This is a genomic window from Thauera sp. WH-1 (genome assembly GCF_047806685.1).
Lineage (GTDB): Bacteria > Pseudomonadota > Gammaproteobacteria > Burkholderiales > Rhodocyclaceae > Thauera.
The window spans coordinates 1-16,150 of sequence record NZ_JBLQGP010000032.1 but is presented as its reverse complement, the minus strand read 5'-3'; the positions used below and the strand labels follow the sequence as shown (position 1 = coordinate 16,150).

The following is a 16,150-nucleotide window of genomic DNA, read 5'->3' as shown; positions in this document are numbered from 1 at the left end:
CCCACGTTTGTCTGTACCTAAGCCTTCGACGCCGACAAGCTCGAGAGCGCGACCAAGACCGGCTACGCGCCACGCTCGCCTACGACAACCTGCACCGCCTGACCAGCCGCAGCTACCCCACGGCCGCGGACAACGTCGCCTTCGCCTACGACCTGCTGGGCCGTCGCACCCAGGCGAGCTTCGCCGACGCGAGCCACACCGTGGCCTACGTGTGGGATGCAGCCGGGCGCCTGACCAGCACCACGGCCGGCGGCAAGACGCTCGCCTACCAGTACGACCCGGCAGGCAACCGCACGCGACTGACCTGGCCCGAGACCGCCTTCTACGTCACCACCACCTATGACGCGCTCAACCGCCCGAGCGCGATCCAGGAGCTGGGCACGACCAACCTCGCCACCTACGCCTGGGATGACCTCTCCCGTCGCACCACGGTCACGCTGGGCAATGGCACCACCACCAGCTACGGCTACAGCACCCAGGGCGCGCTCGCCAGCCTCAGCCACAACCTCGCCGGCACCGCGCAGGACCAGACCACGACCTACACCCGCAACCAGGTGCAGGGAATCGTGGGCCAGAGCTGGACTGACGCCGACAACAAGCTCAAGAGTGCGACAAAGACTGGCTACGCCGCCACGCTCGCCTACGACGCCGAAGGCCGGCTACGCCGCCACGCTCGCCTACGACGCCGAAGGCCGGCTGCGCCGCACCACGCTGGCCGGCGCGATCACCGATCTCGCCTACGACGGTGCGGATCTGGTGTCCGAGTACGACGGCGCGGGCACGCTCCTGCGCCGCTACGTGCACGGTCTCGGTCTCGACGAGCCGCAGGTGTGGTACGAAGACTTCACGACAACCAACAAGACGTGGCTTTACGCCGATCACCTCGGCAGTGTCGTCGGCACCGCTGGATGCAGCAATTTCATTCAATACGCGGCTGCACTTCGGAATCAGCATACGCGCACTCGACCACTCTGGAGTTTCCGAATGAGTCTCGCGCTCGTACTTCCGATGTCCGCATTCGCCCTCGCCGCGTCCATCTCCCCAGGCCCTGTCAACATGGTCTGCCTCGGCAGCGGCACCCGCTATGGGATGCGTGCGACCCTAGGCTTCGTCACCGGCGCGACGATCGGCTTCATCATGCTCTTCTTTGCCGTCGGTCTGGGCCTCGCCGCGGTGCTCACGCAGTTGCCCATCCTGACCGCTCTGCTGCGTTGGAGCGGTATCGCGTTTCTCCTCTTTCTGAGCTGGCAGCTTGCGCGGGACAGTGGCGAACTCGCTGCGCGCGAACAAGCCGACCCACCGGGGTTTATGGCGGGCGCATTCATGCAATGGCTAAACCCCAAAGCCTGGTTGGCATCCGCATCGGGCATCGGTGCCTACACCAACAGCTCGAACCTGAGCGAACTGGTTCTGTTTGCCGCGCTCTACGCCCCGATCTGCTGGGCCTCGCTCACGTGCTGGGTCTATGCCGGCGCGTTCCTGCGCCGCCAGGTGGCCCGCCCTGCCGTACTACGCACCGTCAACCGCGGACTCGCCGCCTTGCTTGCCGGCAGCTGTGTGTTTCTGCTCATCGACTGATCCCAGGCGATACTGCTTGGGCGTGGCGGCCAGTAGTCGCTTGAACATGCGTTGAAAGTGCGGTTGATCCGAAAAGCCGCTGTCGAGCGCGGCGTCGGCAATCGATTGCCCCTGCCGCAACGCGCGCTGTCCGCGCTGGATGCGGCGATTGATCACGTAGGCATGGGGCGTCATCCCGAAGTGGCGCTTGAAGCTTCGGATCAGATGGCCAGGGCTGATGTCGGCTTGCCTGGACAGCACGTCGAGCGAGACTTCGGCAGCACAATGCGTGTCCATATAGTCGGCGAGCGCACACAGCCTCTCGGAGGCGCCCCGTGGCGCCTCGCTCGCCGCGAGTCGCGGCAGCAGTGTCGACAGAAATGCAAGCAAACGCTCGTTCTTCTCGCCGACGGAAAGCGACCTGTCGAGCAGCGCGTCCGTGAGTGCGATGAATCCGTCGAAAAGTTCGGGCGAGCGCATCGCGTCGGGCGTCAGATCCTGCCATTTCGGCGTCTGCGTCAAGCCCAGCCTGCAGCGCAAATCCACCAGCCACTGCGTGTCGACGTAGAGCATCAGGTACGCCCAGGACCGCCCCTCGATCGGGTTGCAGACGTGAACCCAGTTCGGGTTGATGAAAACAAGACAACCCGCATCGACGCGGCACTGCCGATCACCATGCACGAACGTGCTCTCGCCGCGGGTAATCGCCCCCATCGACCACTCGGTGTGGGTGTGCGGCGCGTAACAGACGCTACGCCCGTCCTCCACCTTGCGGAGTTCGACATGAGGAAGCGCAGGATCTCGCCAGAAAACCGGGGTGCTCATGGGACTGATCGGGTGATGTTCAGCATCTCTCCTACGGCGGCGAGGGCTTGAAGCTCGAGCTGCGTGCTGCTGCTGGTCATTTCGCGTGCGCCTTATGCGCCTCAACGTAGGCGCGCAAAACGGCATTGATTCGGGACTGATACCGCTTGCCCGAGTCCTTGAAAAACGCCAGCACCTCGGCATCAAGGCGCAGCGTGATCTGCTGCTTGGTGTGGGGCAAGTCCGCCGCTGCCTTCATCCACACAGCGTCCTGAAGACCAGGCGCATCGCTGTAGTCGATCTGCTCATCCGGCATCGAAGCAGCGGCATCCAGTCGAGCCTTCTGCTCGGCACTCAACCGCGGCGGCTTCTTCAGGTCAAGCGTTCGCTTCACGATATTGCTTTCTTTCGTCGGCATTTGCTTTCCTCGCAGAGATGATGCGGATGGTGTCCTCGTGTCGAGTCGTGTAGACGACATACAGGACCGCCGAGTAGGCAAGGCCAATCGTGGCCCAGCGGTCTTCCCCGTAATCCTCGCGTCCGTCGTAGGCTTCAATCCGCCCGGAGTCGTAAAAAACAAGCTCGGCGTCCTCGAAGGAAATGCCGTGCTTCTTCAGGTTGCGTGCCGCTTTGTCGGCGTCCCATTCAAGTTCCATTGCCGATTCATTGTAGCTTCTATTTGTAGTTACTTAAAGCCTATGGAAATCGTTGGGTACCGGCAACGCAAGCTGCTGCCACTCACCAACGGCAAGCCAAGCACTTCGTGCGCGCGCGCCGGCCGTCGATTACTGCGGCGATCGAGCGATGCCCGCCGCGACAAGGGCCGAGAGATCCGGCTCGCAGAAGTTCTCAGGCGTGGCATCGAGCTCGGAAAGGCTGCGGGGAAAGGCGAAAAGGCAGGCATCGCTCGACGCGTATCCCATGAGCCGGGCAGTGTTCTTGGCGATCAGCTTGAACACGCGTTGGGCGGTGCGGTCGGGGTCGCCATCCACGCGCCCGCCGTCGGTGAGTTGCTGCAGCCTTGCAAGCGAAACGATCGAAAGGTGAAACGGCGTACTCGTGTCTCCCGCACTGGCGGCAAAGTTGAAACGGGCCGGCTTCAATTGCATGTCGTCGGCGATCACGACGAAGCGCACGACGGTCCCGTCCCGTCGCCAGTCGATGCCGCCGATCAAGGCATCGAGTAGCGGACGCGCATCCATGAGCCCGAGCGTTGGCCGGAAAGGTTCGAGATCCATCTTGGTCGGGATCGTCACGATCAGTGGTGCAAGGGTGTCCTGCAGGCGCGCTACCAATTTCGGAACAAAGCGTTGGTCGGCGATCTCTTCGTGGATGTGAATGGCCACCGCTGTCGGACGCAAAGTCCGGCCGGCAGCACGGTCGTTGGCCAGACTTGGGCTGGTAGCCAGGAGCGACAGCAACATGCCCATCACAAGTCGCTTGTACCTTGTCGGCTTTGATTTCTTCGGCATAATTCCGGGCGGCTCTTGATCGGCGGGAAACGCATGCAGCATAGCTACAATGTCGACCTCGTGCTTGTCCACCCCCGCCTTCTGCAGCAGGGCTCGGACATGACAACCGATGCGCGTTGGGCGGCCGACGAGAGCCCTGAAGCGTGCGCGGCGCTGTCCACGCGTGCGCGTGAAACCATCGAACGATTGAAGAAGGCGCTTCCCGATCTGCAGTCAGTGCAGGTGGAGGCAGAAGAAGTACCAGATCTGCTCGGCCGCGTTCAGGACCCGGAAGTTTCGATCCGGCGCCTGCATCGTTTCGCGCGCTTGGTCGGTACGTGGGAGTGCGGGAGAGTCCTGATCGGCGCCTACGACAACTCGATCGAGGTAAGCCTCGCCGTCGACGCCGAACGGTTGAGCAGCGACAACCTGATTGAATCCCTTGCGCGTTTGCTGACCGGCCTTGAATCCGCCACGCACTTCAACTTCCTGGACCAGGAGGGGCGTCGAACGCTCGAGCCCGCATCGGCCGCCGCCTTGCTGCTCGAGCGCAACAACAAAGGCCTCTTGGCACTGCAGCGCGCAACGCGCCGATCGCGACGGCTGCAAGCCCTCGCAGCACCCAGCGCCATCTTGGTGACGATTGTGGTCGCTATCCTCGCGTTCCTGATCATTCGAGGCGCCGTCGAGCACGGCAGCCTCGTGCTGCGCATCGATCCGGCCAGAGAGGCGGTCTTCGTCACGACCGCCCTGACACCGCCCGCGTCGGGCTTCAGCCTGTCACCCGGTTACACGCTCGAGGGCCACATCCTGGACACCGGCGAGCGCGGTCGTCTTCCGGTGTCGCGGGATGTGTATATCCGTGCGGCGCCGGGCGCCCGCCACACCGTCCTGCACACCAGCGATCCCGCCACGCCCTGGGTGTTGAAAGCGACGTTCAACTCCGACGAGGCTGTTATGCGCGTCGGAAATGGCGGCGTCGCCTGGTTCGCGCTCGTTGCGCTGCTGCCTGTCGCCCTGTGGGGCGTGCTCGTGCTCTATCCGTGGGTGCGGGTCCGGGGTGAAGGTCGAGCGCTGATGAAGGAGCAGATGATCCAGAATCTGTTGTCGATTGCCAAACTGACGCTGCTGCTGGGCGTCGTGGCGCTCATCAAGCGGCTTGCCTGACGGCGCAAGACAACCCACGAGCAGGAGGACTCCGTGGAAATCAACCAGAAGAAGCGTTCCAACCGCTTGAAGTTCACGTTCAACGACGACAGCTTCAACTATGCCTACAAGGATCGCACCGGCTCCGGCGACATCGACGTACGGTACGCCGGCTTCCCGACGAAGGCCTCGGTCTCGATCGAGCGGAGCGAATGGCTGCGCAATGCCGGACTCATTTGGTGCGTCATCGGTGTCCTGCAATTGGGGCACGCGATGATCACCGGCGACTCACTTCAGGGGCGAGGCTTCTGGCTCCTCATCGGGGTGATCTGCCTCGTCGGGTACCGCTGGGCGACCGTCAAGTATTCAGTTTTCCGCACGCAAGCGGGCAACGTCCTCGTGATCCAGGACCGCGAACATGATCGGATCGTCGATGAAATCAACCGGCGGCGAAAGGACCAGCTCCTTGCTCTCTATGGCGAACTGGATACCCGCAACACCCTCGAGGACGAGATCGCAAAGTTCTCCTGGCTGCATGAGCAGGACGTCTTGTCCAAGGAACAACTTGAGGGACGCCTCGCACAGGCGCGCGCGGCCTTTCAGGCGCCGGGGCCGGCAGCATCCAGCCAGCTTCATTGATGGCTGTGCTGGCGAAACGGGCGGGAGAGTCAGAGCCCTGGCAGTCCAGTTGGTCAAGGTCAGCGACCGCGAGACCAATACCGCACTACTCTCCTGGAGAAGCGCTACGTTCCACACTGGAACTCCCTTCAACCGAGAAGAGGAGTTCATCATGAACACGACGACGAACACACCGGCTACGCCGCGTGAACCCTGGAACAGGGGCAAGCTCGCTGGCCAGAAGGCGCCCTTGAAGCTTGTCACCGACCGGCACATTGGAGCCAGTTGATGATCGGCACAATGGAGCCACCGCGTGATCGGCACATTGAGGCCAGTCCGTGATCGGCATATAGAAGCCAGTCGCGGATCGGCACATAGAGGCCAGCGCCGGATCGGCGTAATGGAGCCACTTCCCCTCTGACGGACGTCTCGACCTTGAGCGGTCCATCGCTACCCTGCTGCCTTTTTGTTCGGCAGGAGGTAGGCGGTGGCCCGCAGGAGCATCGAGATGTACGAGTACCGCCAGGCCCTGATGCGCATGCGCCAGGGCGATTCCGAGCGCGAGATCGCGCGCTCGAAACTGATGGGGCGCAGCAAGGCGGCCCGCTTCCGCCAACTGGCCCACGCCCAAGGTTGGCTCGATCCTGAGCGTCCCTTGCCCGAGGACGCCGAGATTGCCGCCGCGCTCGGGCAACCGAAGCTGCCGGCGACGGCCCAGTCCTCGATTGCTGCGTACCGGCCGCTGGTCGAGCAGTGGCTCGGGCAGGGTGTCTCCGGCGTGGTGATCCACACCACGCTCAAGCGTGAGCATGGGTTCAGCGGGCACTACTCGAGCGTGCGCCGGCTGATCGCGCAGATCGGCCGCGAGCAGCCGCCCGAGGCCACGGTGCGCCTGACCTTCGCGCCGGGCGAGGCTGCGCAGGTGGACTTCGGCGCCGGTCCCCAGCTGATCGACCCCGCCACGGGGGAGCTGCGCCGCACGTGGGCGTTCGTGATGACGCTGTGTTTCTCGCGTCACCAGTACGTGGAGTTCGTCTGGGACCAGAGCGTGCGCACCTGGCTGGGCTGTCACCGCCGCGCCTTCGAGTGGTTCGGCGCCGTGCCCGCGCGGCTCATCATCGATAACGCCAAGTGCGCGATCACCCGCGCTTGCATGCACGACCCGCAGGTGCAGCGCGCCTACGCGGAGTGCGCCGAAGGCTACGGCTTCCGGATCGACGCCTGCCCGCCGCACGACCCGCAGAAGAAGGGCATCGTCGAGGCCGGCGTCAAATACGTGAAGGGCAACTTCCTGCCCACGCGCAGCTTCCGTGATCTGGCCGATCTGAACGCGCAAGCGCGCGAGTGGGTGCTGAAGGAAGCCGGGCTGCGCATTCACGGCACCACCCGCGTGCGCCCGCTCGACACCTTCGCGGTCGAGCGCAGCACCTTGCTGCCGCTGCCCGAGGTGCCGCCGGATCTGGGCACCTGGCACGCGGTGACGGTACATCGCGACTGCCACGTCAGCTTCGAGCGCGCGCTGTACTCGGTGCCGTTCGCGCTGGTGGGCAAGGCGCTGTGGCTGCGGGCGACCGACGCCGTGGTCACCGTCTATCACGACTTCAAGCCCGTCGCCACGCATGCCCGCGCACGGCGCCCCGGCGAGCGTCGCACCGTCTCCGACCATCTGCCGCCGGCCGCCCAGCGCTTCTTCGCGCACGACCGCAGCTGGTGTCTACAGCAGGCCCGCGAGATCGGAGACGCGTGCGCGCAGCTGATCGGGCAACTGCTCTCAGATCGCGTCAGCGAGCGCCTGCGGGCCGCCCAAGGCGTTCTCGCGCTCAAGGGGAAATACGGCGCCGCGCGCCTCGAGGCCGCGTGCGAGCGGGCCATCGCCCACGACAGCCCGCACTACCGCACCGTCAAGACCATCCTCGCCGGCGGCCATGACCTCGCCCCGGTGAGCACGATCACCCCGGAGCCCTATGCCGGCCGTGCCCGCTTCGCGCGCGCCACCGCGTCGCTGTTCGAAGACGAAGGCCCCACGTTTCACTGACCCGGGCGCAGCGCGCGCCCACTTCACCCAAGGAGCCTCACCATGAACCCCGCCACCGAACTGGCGCCGCAGCTCAAGCAGTTGCGCCTCTCCGGCATCCTCGACTCGCTCGACGCCCGCAACCGCCAGGCCATCGACGCCAAGCTCGCCTACACGGAATTCCTCGCCCTGTTGATCCAGGACGAGATCGCCCGCCGCGAGCAGAAGAAGTTCGGCACCCGGCTGCGCCGCGCGGCCTTCCGGGCCACCAAGACGCTCGAAGGCTTCGAGTTCGACCGCCTGCCCTCGACCAACCGCGCCCTGGTCCATGACCTCGCCACCGGGCGCTACATCGACGAGCGCGCCCCGGTGCTGATCGTCGGTCCTTGCGGCACCGGGAAAAGCCATCTCGCGCAGGCGCTCGGACACTGCGCCGTGCGTCAGGGGCACGACGTCATCTTCGCCTCCTGCGCGCAACTGCTCGCCAGCCTGAACGCCGCGCGCGCGGTCGGCACCTATGAGCGAAAGCTCCAGCAACTGGCGCGCGTGCCGGTGCTGATCATCGACGACTTCGGCCTCAAACCCCTTCGCGCCCCCGCCGACGAGGATCTGCACGATCTCATCGCCGAGCGCTACGAGCGTGCTGCCACCCTCGTCACCAGCAACCTCGACTTCACCGAGTGGGACCAGGCCTTCCCCGGCAACCGGTTGCTCGCCTCGGCCACCGTCGACCGCCTGCGCCACAACGCCTACTGCCTCACCCTCGACGGGGCCTCTTACCGTGCCCCGCGACAGGGGCCGAATCGGGCGAAAAACGCCCTTGCCAGCACCCCGAAAAACATCGATTCTTGACCCCCCAACGACGTCCGTCAGAGCCCGGTTCGAGTGGCTTCTATATGCCGATCATCGGTGGCTCTATTGTGGCGGTCAGTGACATCTGGTCTTGGGGGCCAGACCGCGTACATGTTCCATGTGCTCGTCGTAACGACGCAGCTCCTCGTCCACTGGCGTTGTGCGCATCGTTGGCGGGGCAACTACGCCCTCTGCTCGCAATACCGCCAGCAGATGCCCGAGGGCTGCGCTCAAATTGCGTCGATCACGGTGAACAGCGCCGGTGCAACGACATCTCGGAAGATGATCGTCAAGAAACTCGGCGACGGCTGCCTCATTGATTTGGCTGACGGGCAGGCGGCCGTCATGCATCCACTGAGCGAAGTGGGCAACGCTGCCGACGCAATTGACGAACGTGGTCTTGGCGTAGCCGCGGTCAGTCAGGTACTGCTTGAATGCATCAACATGAGGCGCGAGAGGCCCTTCGGCGAGCCAGTCGATGCGGGCGGGTCGAGGCGATCGTGTGTTTCCCATGGTGGTCTCCTGAGATGGAGCCACCACTGCACTCGACAGCGGAAACTATGTCGAGGATTGCGATGACCGAGCCCATCGGACACCGGGCCGCGGCTCGTTGGATCAAGTGACCCCTGTAGGAACTGCGCATAGTTGCGTCCTGCACATAGGGGTCGGTAGTGTGAATTGGAGAATCGCTTAAGCCGTCATTCTCTTCGCATGCGACGGAGCAAGGTCGAACGGCGGCAACGATCGGCGTTTGGTGGCCGACCCCACGCCTTGCAACACCTCCCGCGGGAACCTTTCCCCCCGCTCCACGAGTCCGAGACGCACCCCGCCGACTAAAATGGCGGCTTCCGTCTCCGCCTTGCTCCCATGCCCGCCTCCGCGCCTCGCTACACCCCAGTCGACGCCCCCGCCTCGATCGCCGACGCCATCCGCATCCGCGGTGCGCGCCAGAACAACCTGCGCAACCTGTCGCTCGACCTGCCGCTCAACCGCCTGACGGTGGTGACCGGCGTGTCCGGCTCGGGTAAGTCCTCGCTGGTGTTCGACACGCTGTATGCCGAGGGCCAGCGGCGTTACGTCGAGACCTTCTCGCCCTACGCGCGTCAGTTCCTCGACCGCATGGACAAGCCGCAGGTGGACCGGATCGAGGGCGTGCCGCCGGCGATCGCGATTGACCAGACCAACCCGGTGCGCACCTCGCGCTCGACGGTGGGCACGATGACCGAGCTCGCCGACCACTTCAAGCTGCTGTACGCGCGCGCTGCGCACCTGCACTGCCGCTGCTGCGGCAAGCCGGTGCGGCGCGATTCGGCGGACAGCATCGCCGCCGACTTGCGCGCGCGCGCGGCGGCCGAGGGCGATCCGCGGCTGGTGGTGTGCTTTCCGGTGACGGTGCCGTCGAACTTCAGCGAGGCGGAGGTGACCGGCCTGCTGAATGCACAGGGCTACACCCGAATCCAGGAACGCATCGCCGCGGGCGGCGCCGAGGGCAACGACGTGCTGCAGGTGGTGCAGGACCGCTTTCGCGCGTCGAACGCCGAGGATGCGCGCCTGGCCGAGGCGCTGGAGACGGCGCTGGCGCGCGGCCATGGGCGGCTGTCGGTGTATGCGTCGGGCGAGGGCGTGAAGTCGGCGTCGAAGAATGGGACGCCGGGCGAGGCGGTGTGGCGCTATTCGTCCGGCCTGCATTGCGCGGACTGCGACATCCACTATTCCGAGGCGACGCCCGGCCTGTTCTCGTTCAACTCGCCGATCGGCGCCTGCGAGACCTGCCGCGGCTTCGGGCGGGTGATCGGGGTGGATTTCGGGCTGGTGGTGCCGGACGAGTCGAAGACGCTGGCCGAAGGCGCGGTCAAGCCCTGGCAGACCGAGAGCTATCGCGAGTGCCAGGCCGACCTCGAGAAGATGGCGAAGAAGTATGGCGTGGCGATGCACATCCCGGTGCGCGACCTGCCACCGGAGCACCGCGAGTGGCTGTTCGAGGGCGACCCGAAGTGGAAGAACTGGGACAGCTCCTGGCCGCGCTACTGGTACGGCGTGCGCCACTTCTTCGACTGGCTGGAGAGCAAGGCCTACAAGATGCACATCCGCGTGCTGCTGTCGCGCTATCGCAGCTACACGGAATGCCCGGCCTGCCATGGCGCGCGGCTGAAGCCGGATGCGCTGCTGTGGCGGCTGCCGCTGAAATTGGGGACAGACCACAATTTCCGCGGAAATCGTGGTCTGTCCCCAATTTCAGGTCTTGCGATCCACGAATTGATGGCGATGCCGGTCGATCGCATCCGCGAGGCGGTGGCGGCGCTGCACATCCCCGGCATGCCCGACGAGGCCACCGAGCTGGTGCTGGGCGAGATCCGCAGCCGGCTGAATTACCTCGCCGACGTCGGCCTCGGCTACCTGACGCTGGACCGCCAGTCACGCACGCTGTCGGGCGGCGAGGTGCAGCGTATCAACCTGACCACCGCGCTCGGCACCTCGCTGGTCAATACCCTGTTCGTGCTCGACGAGCCGTCGATCGGCCTGCATCCGCGCGACATCGGCCGCATCCTCGGCGTGATGACGCGGCTGCGCGATGCCGGCAACACGCTGGTCGTGGTCGAGCACGACCCGCAGGTGATGGTCGCCGCCGACGAGCTGCTCGAGATCGGCCCCGGTCCGGGCGAGCGCGGCGGCAACATCGTCGCGCGCGGCACGCCGGGCGAGATCGCGGCGAATCCGGATTCGGTGACCGGCCCCTGGCTGGCGGGGAAGAAGCGCATCGACGTCGATCGCCCGCCGCGGCCGGTCGATGCCGCCACCCCGCGCCTGAAGCTGGTCGGCGCGCGCCAGCACAACCTGCGCGATCTCACGGTGGGCTTTCCGCTGCAGCGCCTGACCTGCCTGACCGGCGTGTCCGGCTCGGGCAAATCGACGCTGATCCAGGACGTGCTGTTCCCGGCGCTGGCCAAGCATTTCGGCGAGGCGACCGACTCGCCCGGGGTGTTCGATCGCCTCGAAAATGTGGATAACTTGCGCGGCGTGGTCATGGTCGACCAGTCGCCGATCGGCAAGAGCTCGCGTTCCAACCCGGTGAGCTATGTCGGCGCCTGGGACCCGATCCGCAATCTGTTTGCCGCCCTGCCCGAGGCCAAGCAGCGCGGCTACACCCCCGGCACCTTCAGCTTCAACGCCGGCACCGGCCGCTGCCCGACCTGCACTGGCTCGGGTTTCGAGCATGTCGAGATGCAGTTCCTGTCCGACGTGTGGCTGCGCTGCCCGGACTGCAACGGCAAGCGTTACCGGCCGGAAGTGCTTGAATTGCAATGGAACGCCTTGTCGGTGGCGGACGTGCTCGAGCTGACCGTGCACGAGGCGCTGGACGTGTTCCGCGCGCATCCCAAGGTGCTCGCCGCGCTCGCGCCGCTGGCCGACGTCGGCCTTGACTACCTGCGCCTCGGCCAGCCGGTGCCGACGCTGTCGGGCGGCGAGGCGCAGCGCCTGAAGCTTGCCGGCCACCTCGCCGAGGCGGCGCAGAAGAAGACTGTACGCAAAGCCAGTCTTGTGGATAAGTTTGGGAGTAAAACTGGGGAAAAAGCAGGCGGACGCGGGATGCGGGCTGGCAAGGGGGCTTCAGCCGGGGTTGGGCTGCAGGCCGAACCGACCGAGCCTGGCCTGCTGTTCCTGTTCGACGAGCCGACCACCGGCCTGCACTTCGAGGACGTCGCGAAGCTGCTCGGCGCCTTCGACAAGCTGCTGCAGGCCGGGCATTCGCTGATCGTCATCGAGCACAACCTGGACGTAATCGCCGCCTCGGACTGGATCGTCGACCTCGGCCCGGAAGGCGGTGAAGGCGGCGGCGCGATCGTGGTCGAAGGCCCGCCCGAGGTCGTGCGCGCCCACGAAAGCTCACACACCGGCAGGGCGCTGCGCGACTACGCGGCGGAACTGCAGAAGACGCGCACGAAGGAAATAGGGGACAGACCCCAATTTCCAGCTGGAAATCGGGGTCTGTCCCCTATTTCCAGGCTCGTTGCGGCGGAACCGCGGGCCACCTACCGCCCGATCTCCGCCCCCGCAATCGAGATCCGCCACGCCCGCGAGCACAACCTCAAGAACGTCAGCCTGCAGATCCCGCGCGACCAGTTCACCGTGATCACCGGCCTGTCCGGCTCGGGCAAATCCACGCTGGCCTTCGACATCGTGTTCGGCGAGGGTCAGCGCCGCTATCTGGAATCGCTCAACGCCTACGCCCGCCAGTTCGTGCAGCCGGCCAGCCGGCCCGACGTCGATGGCCTGTTCGGCATCCCGCCTACGGTGGCGATCGAGCAGCGCACCAGCCGCGGCGGGCGCAAGAGCACGGTGGCGACGCTGACCGAGATCCACCCCTTCCTGCGCCTGATGTACGTGAAGCTGGGCACGCAGTTCTGCCCGGACTGCAACGTGCCGGTGACGCCGCAGAGCTTCGAGGCCATCGTCGCCCAGATCCAGCGCGAGCTGCGCGGCCAGTCCATCGAAGTCCTCGCGCCGCTGGTGGTCAACCGCAAGGGCTTGTACACCGATCTCGCCAAGTGGGCGCGCGGCAAGGGCCACACGCAACTGCGCGTGGATGGCGATTACCTGCCCACTGCCAAGTGGCCGCGGCTGGACCGCTACAAGGAGCACAACATCGAGCTTCCCACCGGCATGGCGGTGGTGCAGCCCGAGCACGAGGCCACGCTGCGCGAGTTCGTGCGCCAGGCGCTGGACATCGGCAAGGGCGTGATCAAGGTGCTGGAGATCGGCAAGCTCGGCGCCGCGCCGATCACCTTCTCCACGCTGCGTGCCTGCCCAAGCTGCGGCACCGGCTTCCCCGAGCCGGACCCGCGCCTGTTCTCTTACAACGCCAAGCACGGCTGGTGCCCCAAGTGTTACGGCACCGGCCTGAAGACCGCGGCGCGCATCGAGGACCCCGACGCGCTCGACCTCGGCGATGCGGAAGAAGTGATTGTCAGCGACGAGCCCTGCCCCGCCTGCGACGGCGCGCGGCTGAACCCGGTGGCGCGCGCGGTGCGCTTCCGCGAGCTCGGCCTGCACCAGCTCGCTGCGCAGCCGGTGGACAAGGCAGCGGGCTTCTTCGCCGATCTGGCGCTGAACGAGCGCGAAACCGACATCGCCCGTGATCTCGTCAGCGAGATCCGCGGCCGCCTCGCCTTCCTTCAGCACGTGGGCCTCGGCTATCTGGCGCTGGATCGCGCCGCGCCCACGCTGTCGGGCGGCGAGGCGCAGCGCATCCGGCTGGCCGCGCAGCTCGGTTCCAACCTGCGCGGTGTGTGCTACATCCTCGACGAGCCCACCATCGGCCTGCATCCGCGCGACAACCGCCTGCTGCTCGACACGCTGGAGGCGCTGCGCGACCGTGGCAACACCCTGCTGGTGGTCGAGCACGACGAGGACACCATCCGCCGCGCCGACCACGTCATCGACCTCGGCCCCGGTGCCGGGGTGCGCGGCGGTCGGGTGGTGGCCGAAGGGCGCATCGACGACCTGCTCGCCGCGCCCGAATCCGCCACCGGCGCATGCTTCCGCCACCCGCTGCAGCACCCGCTGCGCCCGCGCCGCGCGGTCCCGGACGACCACGCGGCAATCCGCATCGAGGGCGCCAGCCTGCACAACCTGCGCGACGTCGACGTGCGCATCCCGCTCGCCCGCCTGACGGTGGTGACCGGCGTGTCCGGCTCGGGCAAGTCCAGCCTGGCGCGCGACGTGATCCACGCCAACCTGCGCGCCCGCCTCGGCGACCCCGAGGCCACCCGCGCCCGCCGCCGCGGCCAGGCCCAGCCGGACGAGGTCGATCAGGCGCTGATCGGCTGCAAGGCCATCCACGGCTGGCAGCAGGTCGGCCGCGTGCTGGAAGTCGACCAGACCCCGATCGGTAAGACGCCGCGCTCCTGCCCGGCGACCTACGTCGGCTTCTGGGACGCGATCCGCAAGCTCTTCGCCGACACCTTCGACGCCCGTACCCGCGGCTGGAACGCCTCGCGCTTCTCCTTCAACACCGGCGCCGGGCGCTGCCCGGTGTGCGACGGCGCCGGCCAGACCACCGTCGAGATGAGCTTCCTGCCCGACGTGAAGACGCCCTGCGAGGGCTGCGGCGGCGCGCGCTTCAACCCCGAGACGCTGTCGGTGCGCTGGAAGGACAGAACCGTCGCCGAGGTGCTGGCGATGCCGGTGGACGAGGCGGTGGACTTCTTCTCGGCGCACCCGGCCATCGCCCACCCGCTGCAGCTGCTGCAGGACGTCGGCCTCGGCTACCTGACCCTGGGTCAGCCCAGCCCGACGCTGTCTGGCGGCGAGGCGCAGCGCATCAAACTGGTGACCGAACTCGCCAAGGTACGCCGCCGCCCGGGCGATTCTGAAGATACCGGCGGCGTGCCGCTGCCGGCCGACAAGCACAGCCTGTACGTGCTCGACGAGCCGACGGTGGGCCTGCACATGGCCGATGTGGACAAGCTGATCCGGGTGCTGCACCGCCTGACTGACGCTGGCCACACGGTGCTGGTGATCGAGCACGACCTCGACGTCATGGCCGAGGCCGACTGGCTGATCGACCTCGGCCCGGAAGGCGGCGAGGGCGGCGGCCGGGTGGTCGCCGAAGGCCCGCCGGAGGTGGCGATGGCGACGGCGGAATCGCACACCGGGCGGCACCTGAACGCGTTTTTCGCGCTGCGCCAGGGCGTCTGAAGCGGACCGCCACGGAACCCCGAGCCGATGTTGGAGTCATTGGGGCGGCATGACGTGTGCGGGCCATGGCAGACGCACGGGCATGAAACGATGCATCAGTGGCCGCGGACGCCGAGCTTCCGCGGATCATTCCTCAATGTGAAGGGTTTCGAATGAGCAAGACGAGAGTACGCGTGTGGGATCTCCCCACCCGCCTTTTTCACTGGCTGCTGGCGGCGCTGGCGGTGGCCGCCTATGTCACCGGCCAACTCGGCGGCAGCTACATGGAGTGGCATGGTCGAGTGGGCATCGCCATTGTCGGCCTGCTGAGCTTCCGCCTGGTGTGGGGGGTGATCGGCTCGACCTATGCCCGCTTCAGCGACTTCGTGCCCGGTCCGGCGCACCTGTGGGCGCACCTGCGCGGGCACTGGAGCGGGCTGGGCCACAACCCCCTGGGGGCCTTGTCGGTGATCGCCCTGCTTGGCGTGATGCTCTACCAGGCGGTGACCGGCCTCTTCTCCAATGACGAGATCGCCTTCTCCGGCCCGCTGCGCGCGCTGGTGAGCTCGGACACCAGCAACTGGCTGAGCGGCCTGCACCGGCAGAACTACTGGCCGATCATCATCCTGGTCGGCCTGCACGTGGGCGCGGTGCTGTTCTACGCGCTGGTCAAGAAGGACAACCTGGTCGGGCCGATGATCACCGGCCACAAGGACGTTGACGAAGCCGATGCCAAGCCGGCGCAAGGCGGCGGCGTGGTGGCCCTGCTGATTGCGCTGGCGATCACCGCCGGCGTGCTGTACCTCGCCACCGGCAGCTTCATCGAGCCGCCGCCCCCGCCGCCGGTCGCGCCCTGGTGACAGGCTGCGCGGCAACGGCCCACCGGGCGCCAGCGAACGCCGCGCGCCATCCACCCAGCCACGAAAAAGCCACCCCGCGGGGTGGCTTCGTTCTTGTGCGCCCAGCATGGGCGCACTCCTGCGGGTGCAAGTCCCGCCGTAAGTTGATCACAGCGAACGAAGTGAAGCGC

Annotated in this window: 12 protein-coding genes; 7 read left to right on the top strand and 5 right to left on the bottom strand. The window is 66.5% G+C overall.

Features of this window, described 5'->3' with window-relative positions; all coding sequences use genetic code 11:
• The first annotated feature begins 606 nt into the window (after nt 1–606).
• Nucleotides 607–1,578 (top strand): LysE family transporter, encoded by a 972-nt coding sequence (locus tag ACMV5O_RS19755; protein ID WP_416165062.1) that lies wholly within the window; start codon nt 607–609, stop codon nt 1,576–1,578.
• On the opposite strand, the gene ACMV5O_RS19750 is transcribed toward ACMV5O_RS19755, so the two are convergent.
• The 4 genes from ACMV5O_RS19750 to ACMV5O_RS19735 form a co-directional block, all read right to left on the bottom strand.
• On the bottom strand, nt 1,510–2,382 hold the full coding sequence (locus tag ACMV5O_RS19750) for a helix-turn-helix domain-containing protein (RefSeq protein WP_416165061.1): 873 nt from the start codon (nt 2,380–2,382) through the stop codon (nt 1,510–1,512). The genes ACMV5O_RS19755 and ACMV5O_RS19750 overlap by 69 nt on opposite strands.
• A 76-nt stretch (nt 2,383–2,458) precedes the next feature.
• Nucleotides 2,459–2,779 (bottom strand): BrnA antitoxin family protein, encoded by a 321-nt coding sequence (locus ACMV5O_RS19745; protein ID WP_416165060.1) that lies wholly within the window; start codon nt 2,777–2,779, stop codon nt 2,459–2,461.
• Nucleotides 2,739–3,017: a BrnT family toxin gene (locus tag ACMV5O_RS19740; protein ID WP_416165059.1), complete on the bottom strand. Its 279-nt coding sequence runs from the start codon at nt 3,015–3,017 to the stop codon at nt 2,739–2,741. The genes ACMV5O_RS19745 and ACMV5O_RS19740 overlap by 41 nt, the downstream gene beginning before the upstream one ends.
• Nucleotides 3,018–3,146: 129 nt before the next feature.
• Nucleotides 3,147–3,905 (bottom strand): hypothetical protein, encoded by a 759-nt coding sequence (locus ACMV5O_RS19735; protein ID WP_416165058.1) that lies wholly within the window; start codon nt 3,903–3,905, stop codon nt 3,147–3,149.
• A 27-nt stretch (nt 3,906–3,932) separates the two neighbouring features.
• On the opposite strand from ACMV5O_RS19735, the gene ACMV5O_RS19730 reads away from it, so the two are divergent.
• From ACMV5O_RS19730 to istB, 4 genes are all read left to right on the top strand, one after another.
• Entirely contained in the window at nt 3,933–4,979 is a 1,047-nt protein-coding gene (locus tag ACMV5O_RS19730; protein ID WP_416165057.1) for a hypothetical protein, read from the top strand.
• 33 nt (nt 4,980–5,012) lie between these two features.
• Complete coding sequence (locus ACMV5O_RS19725; RefSeq protein WP_416165056.1) at nt 5,013–5,597, top strand: hypothetical protein; 585 nt, start codon at nt 5,013–5,015, stop codon at nt 5,595–5,597.
• Nucleotides 5,598–6,084: 487 nt separating this feature from the next.
• Nucleotides 6,085–7,611 carry an IS21 family transposase gene (istA, locus tag ACMV5O_RS19720; protein WP_416165071.1) on the top strand — a complete coding sequence of 509 codons (1,527 nt, stop codon included), beginning with the start codon at nt 6,085–6,087 and terminating at the stop codon, nt 7,609–7,611.
• 42 nt (nt 7,612–7,653) lie between these two features.
• Nucleotides 7,654–8,442 carry an IS21-like element helper ATPase IstB gene (gene istB / locus ACMV5O_RS19715; protein ID WP_004257767.1) on the top strand — a complete coding sequence of 263 codons (789 nt, stop codon included), beginning with the start codon at nt 7,654–7,656 and terminating at the stop codon, nt 8,440–8,442.
• 75 nt (nt 8,443–8,517) lie between these two features.
• Here istB and ACMV5O_RS19710 read toward each other — a convergent pair whose 3' ends face one another.
• On the bottom strand, nt 8,518–8,955 hold the full coding sequence (locus tag ACMV5O_RS19710; protein ID WP_416165055.1) for a hypothetical protein: 438 nt from the start codon (nt 8,953–8,955) through the stop codon (nt 8,518–8,520).
• Nucleotides 8,956–9,309: 354 nt separating this feature from the next.
• On the opposite strand from ACMV5O_RS19710, the gene uvrA reads away from it, so the two are divergent.
• Nucleotides 9,310–15,141: an excinuclease ABC subunit UvrA gene (gene uvrA / locus ACMV5O_RS19705; protein WP_416165054.1), complete on the top strand. Its 5,832-nt coding sequence runs from the start codon at nt 9,310–9,312 to the stop codon at nt 15,139–15,141.
• 152 nt (nt 15,142–15,293) lie between these two features.
• Nucleotides 15,294–15,980: a cytochrome b/b6 domain-containing protein gene (locus ACMV5O_RS19700; protein WP_416165053.1), complete on the top strand. Its 687-nt coding sequence runs from the start codon at nt 15,294–15,296 to the stop codon at nt 15,978–15,980.
• Nucleotides 15,981–16,150: the final 170 nt, after the last annotated feature.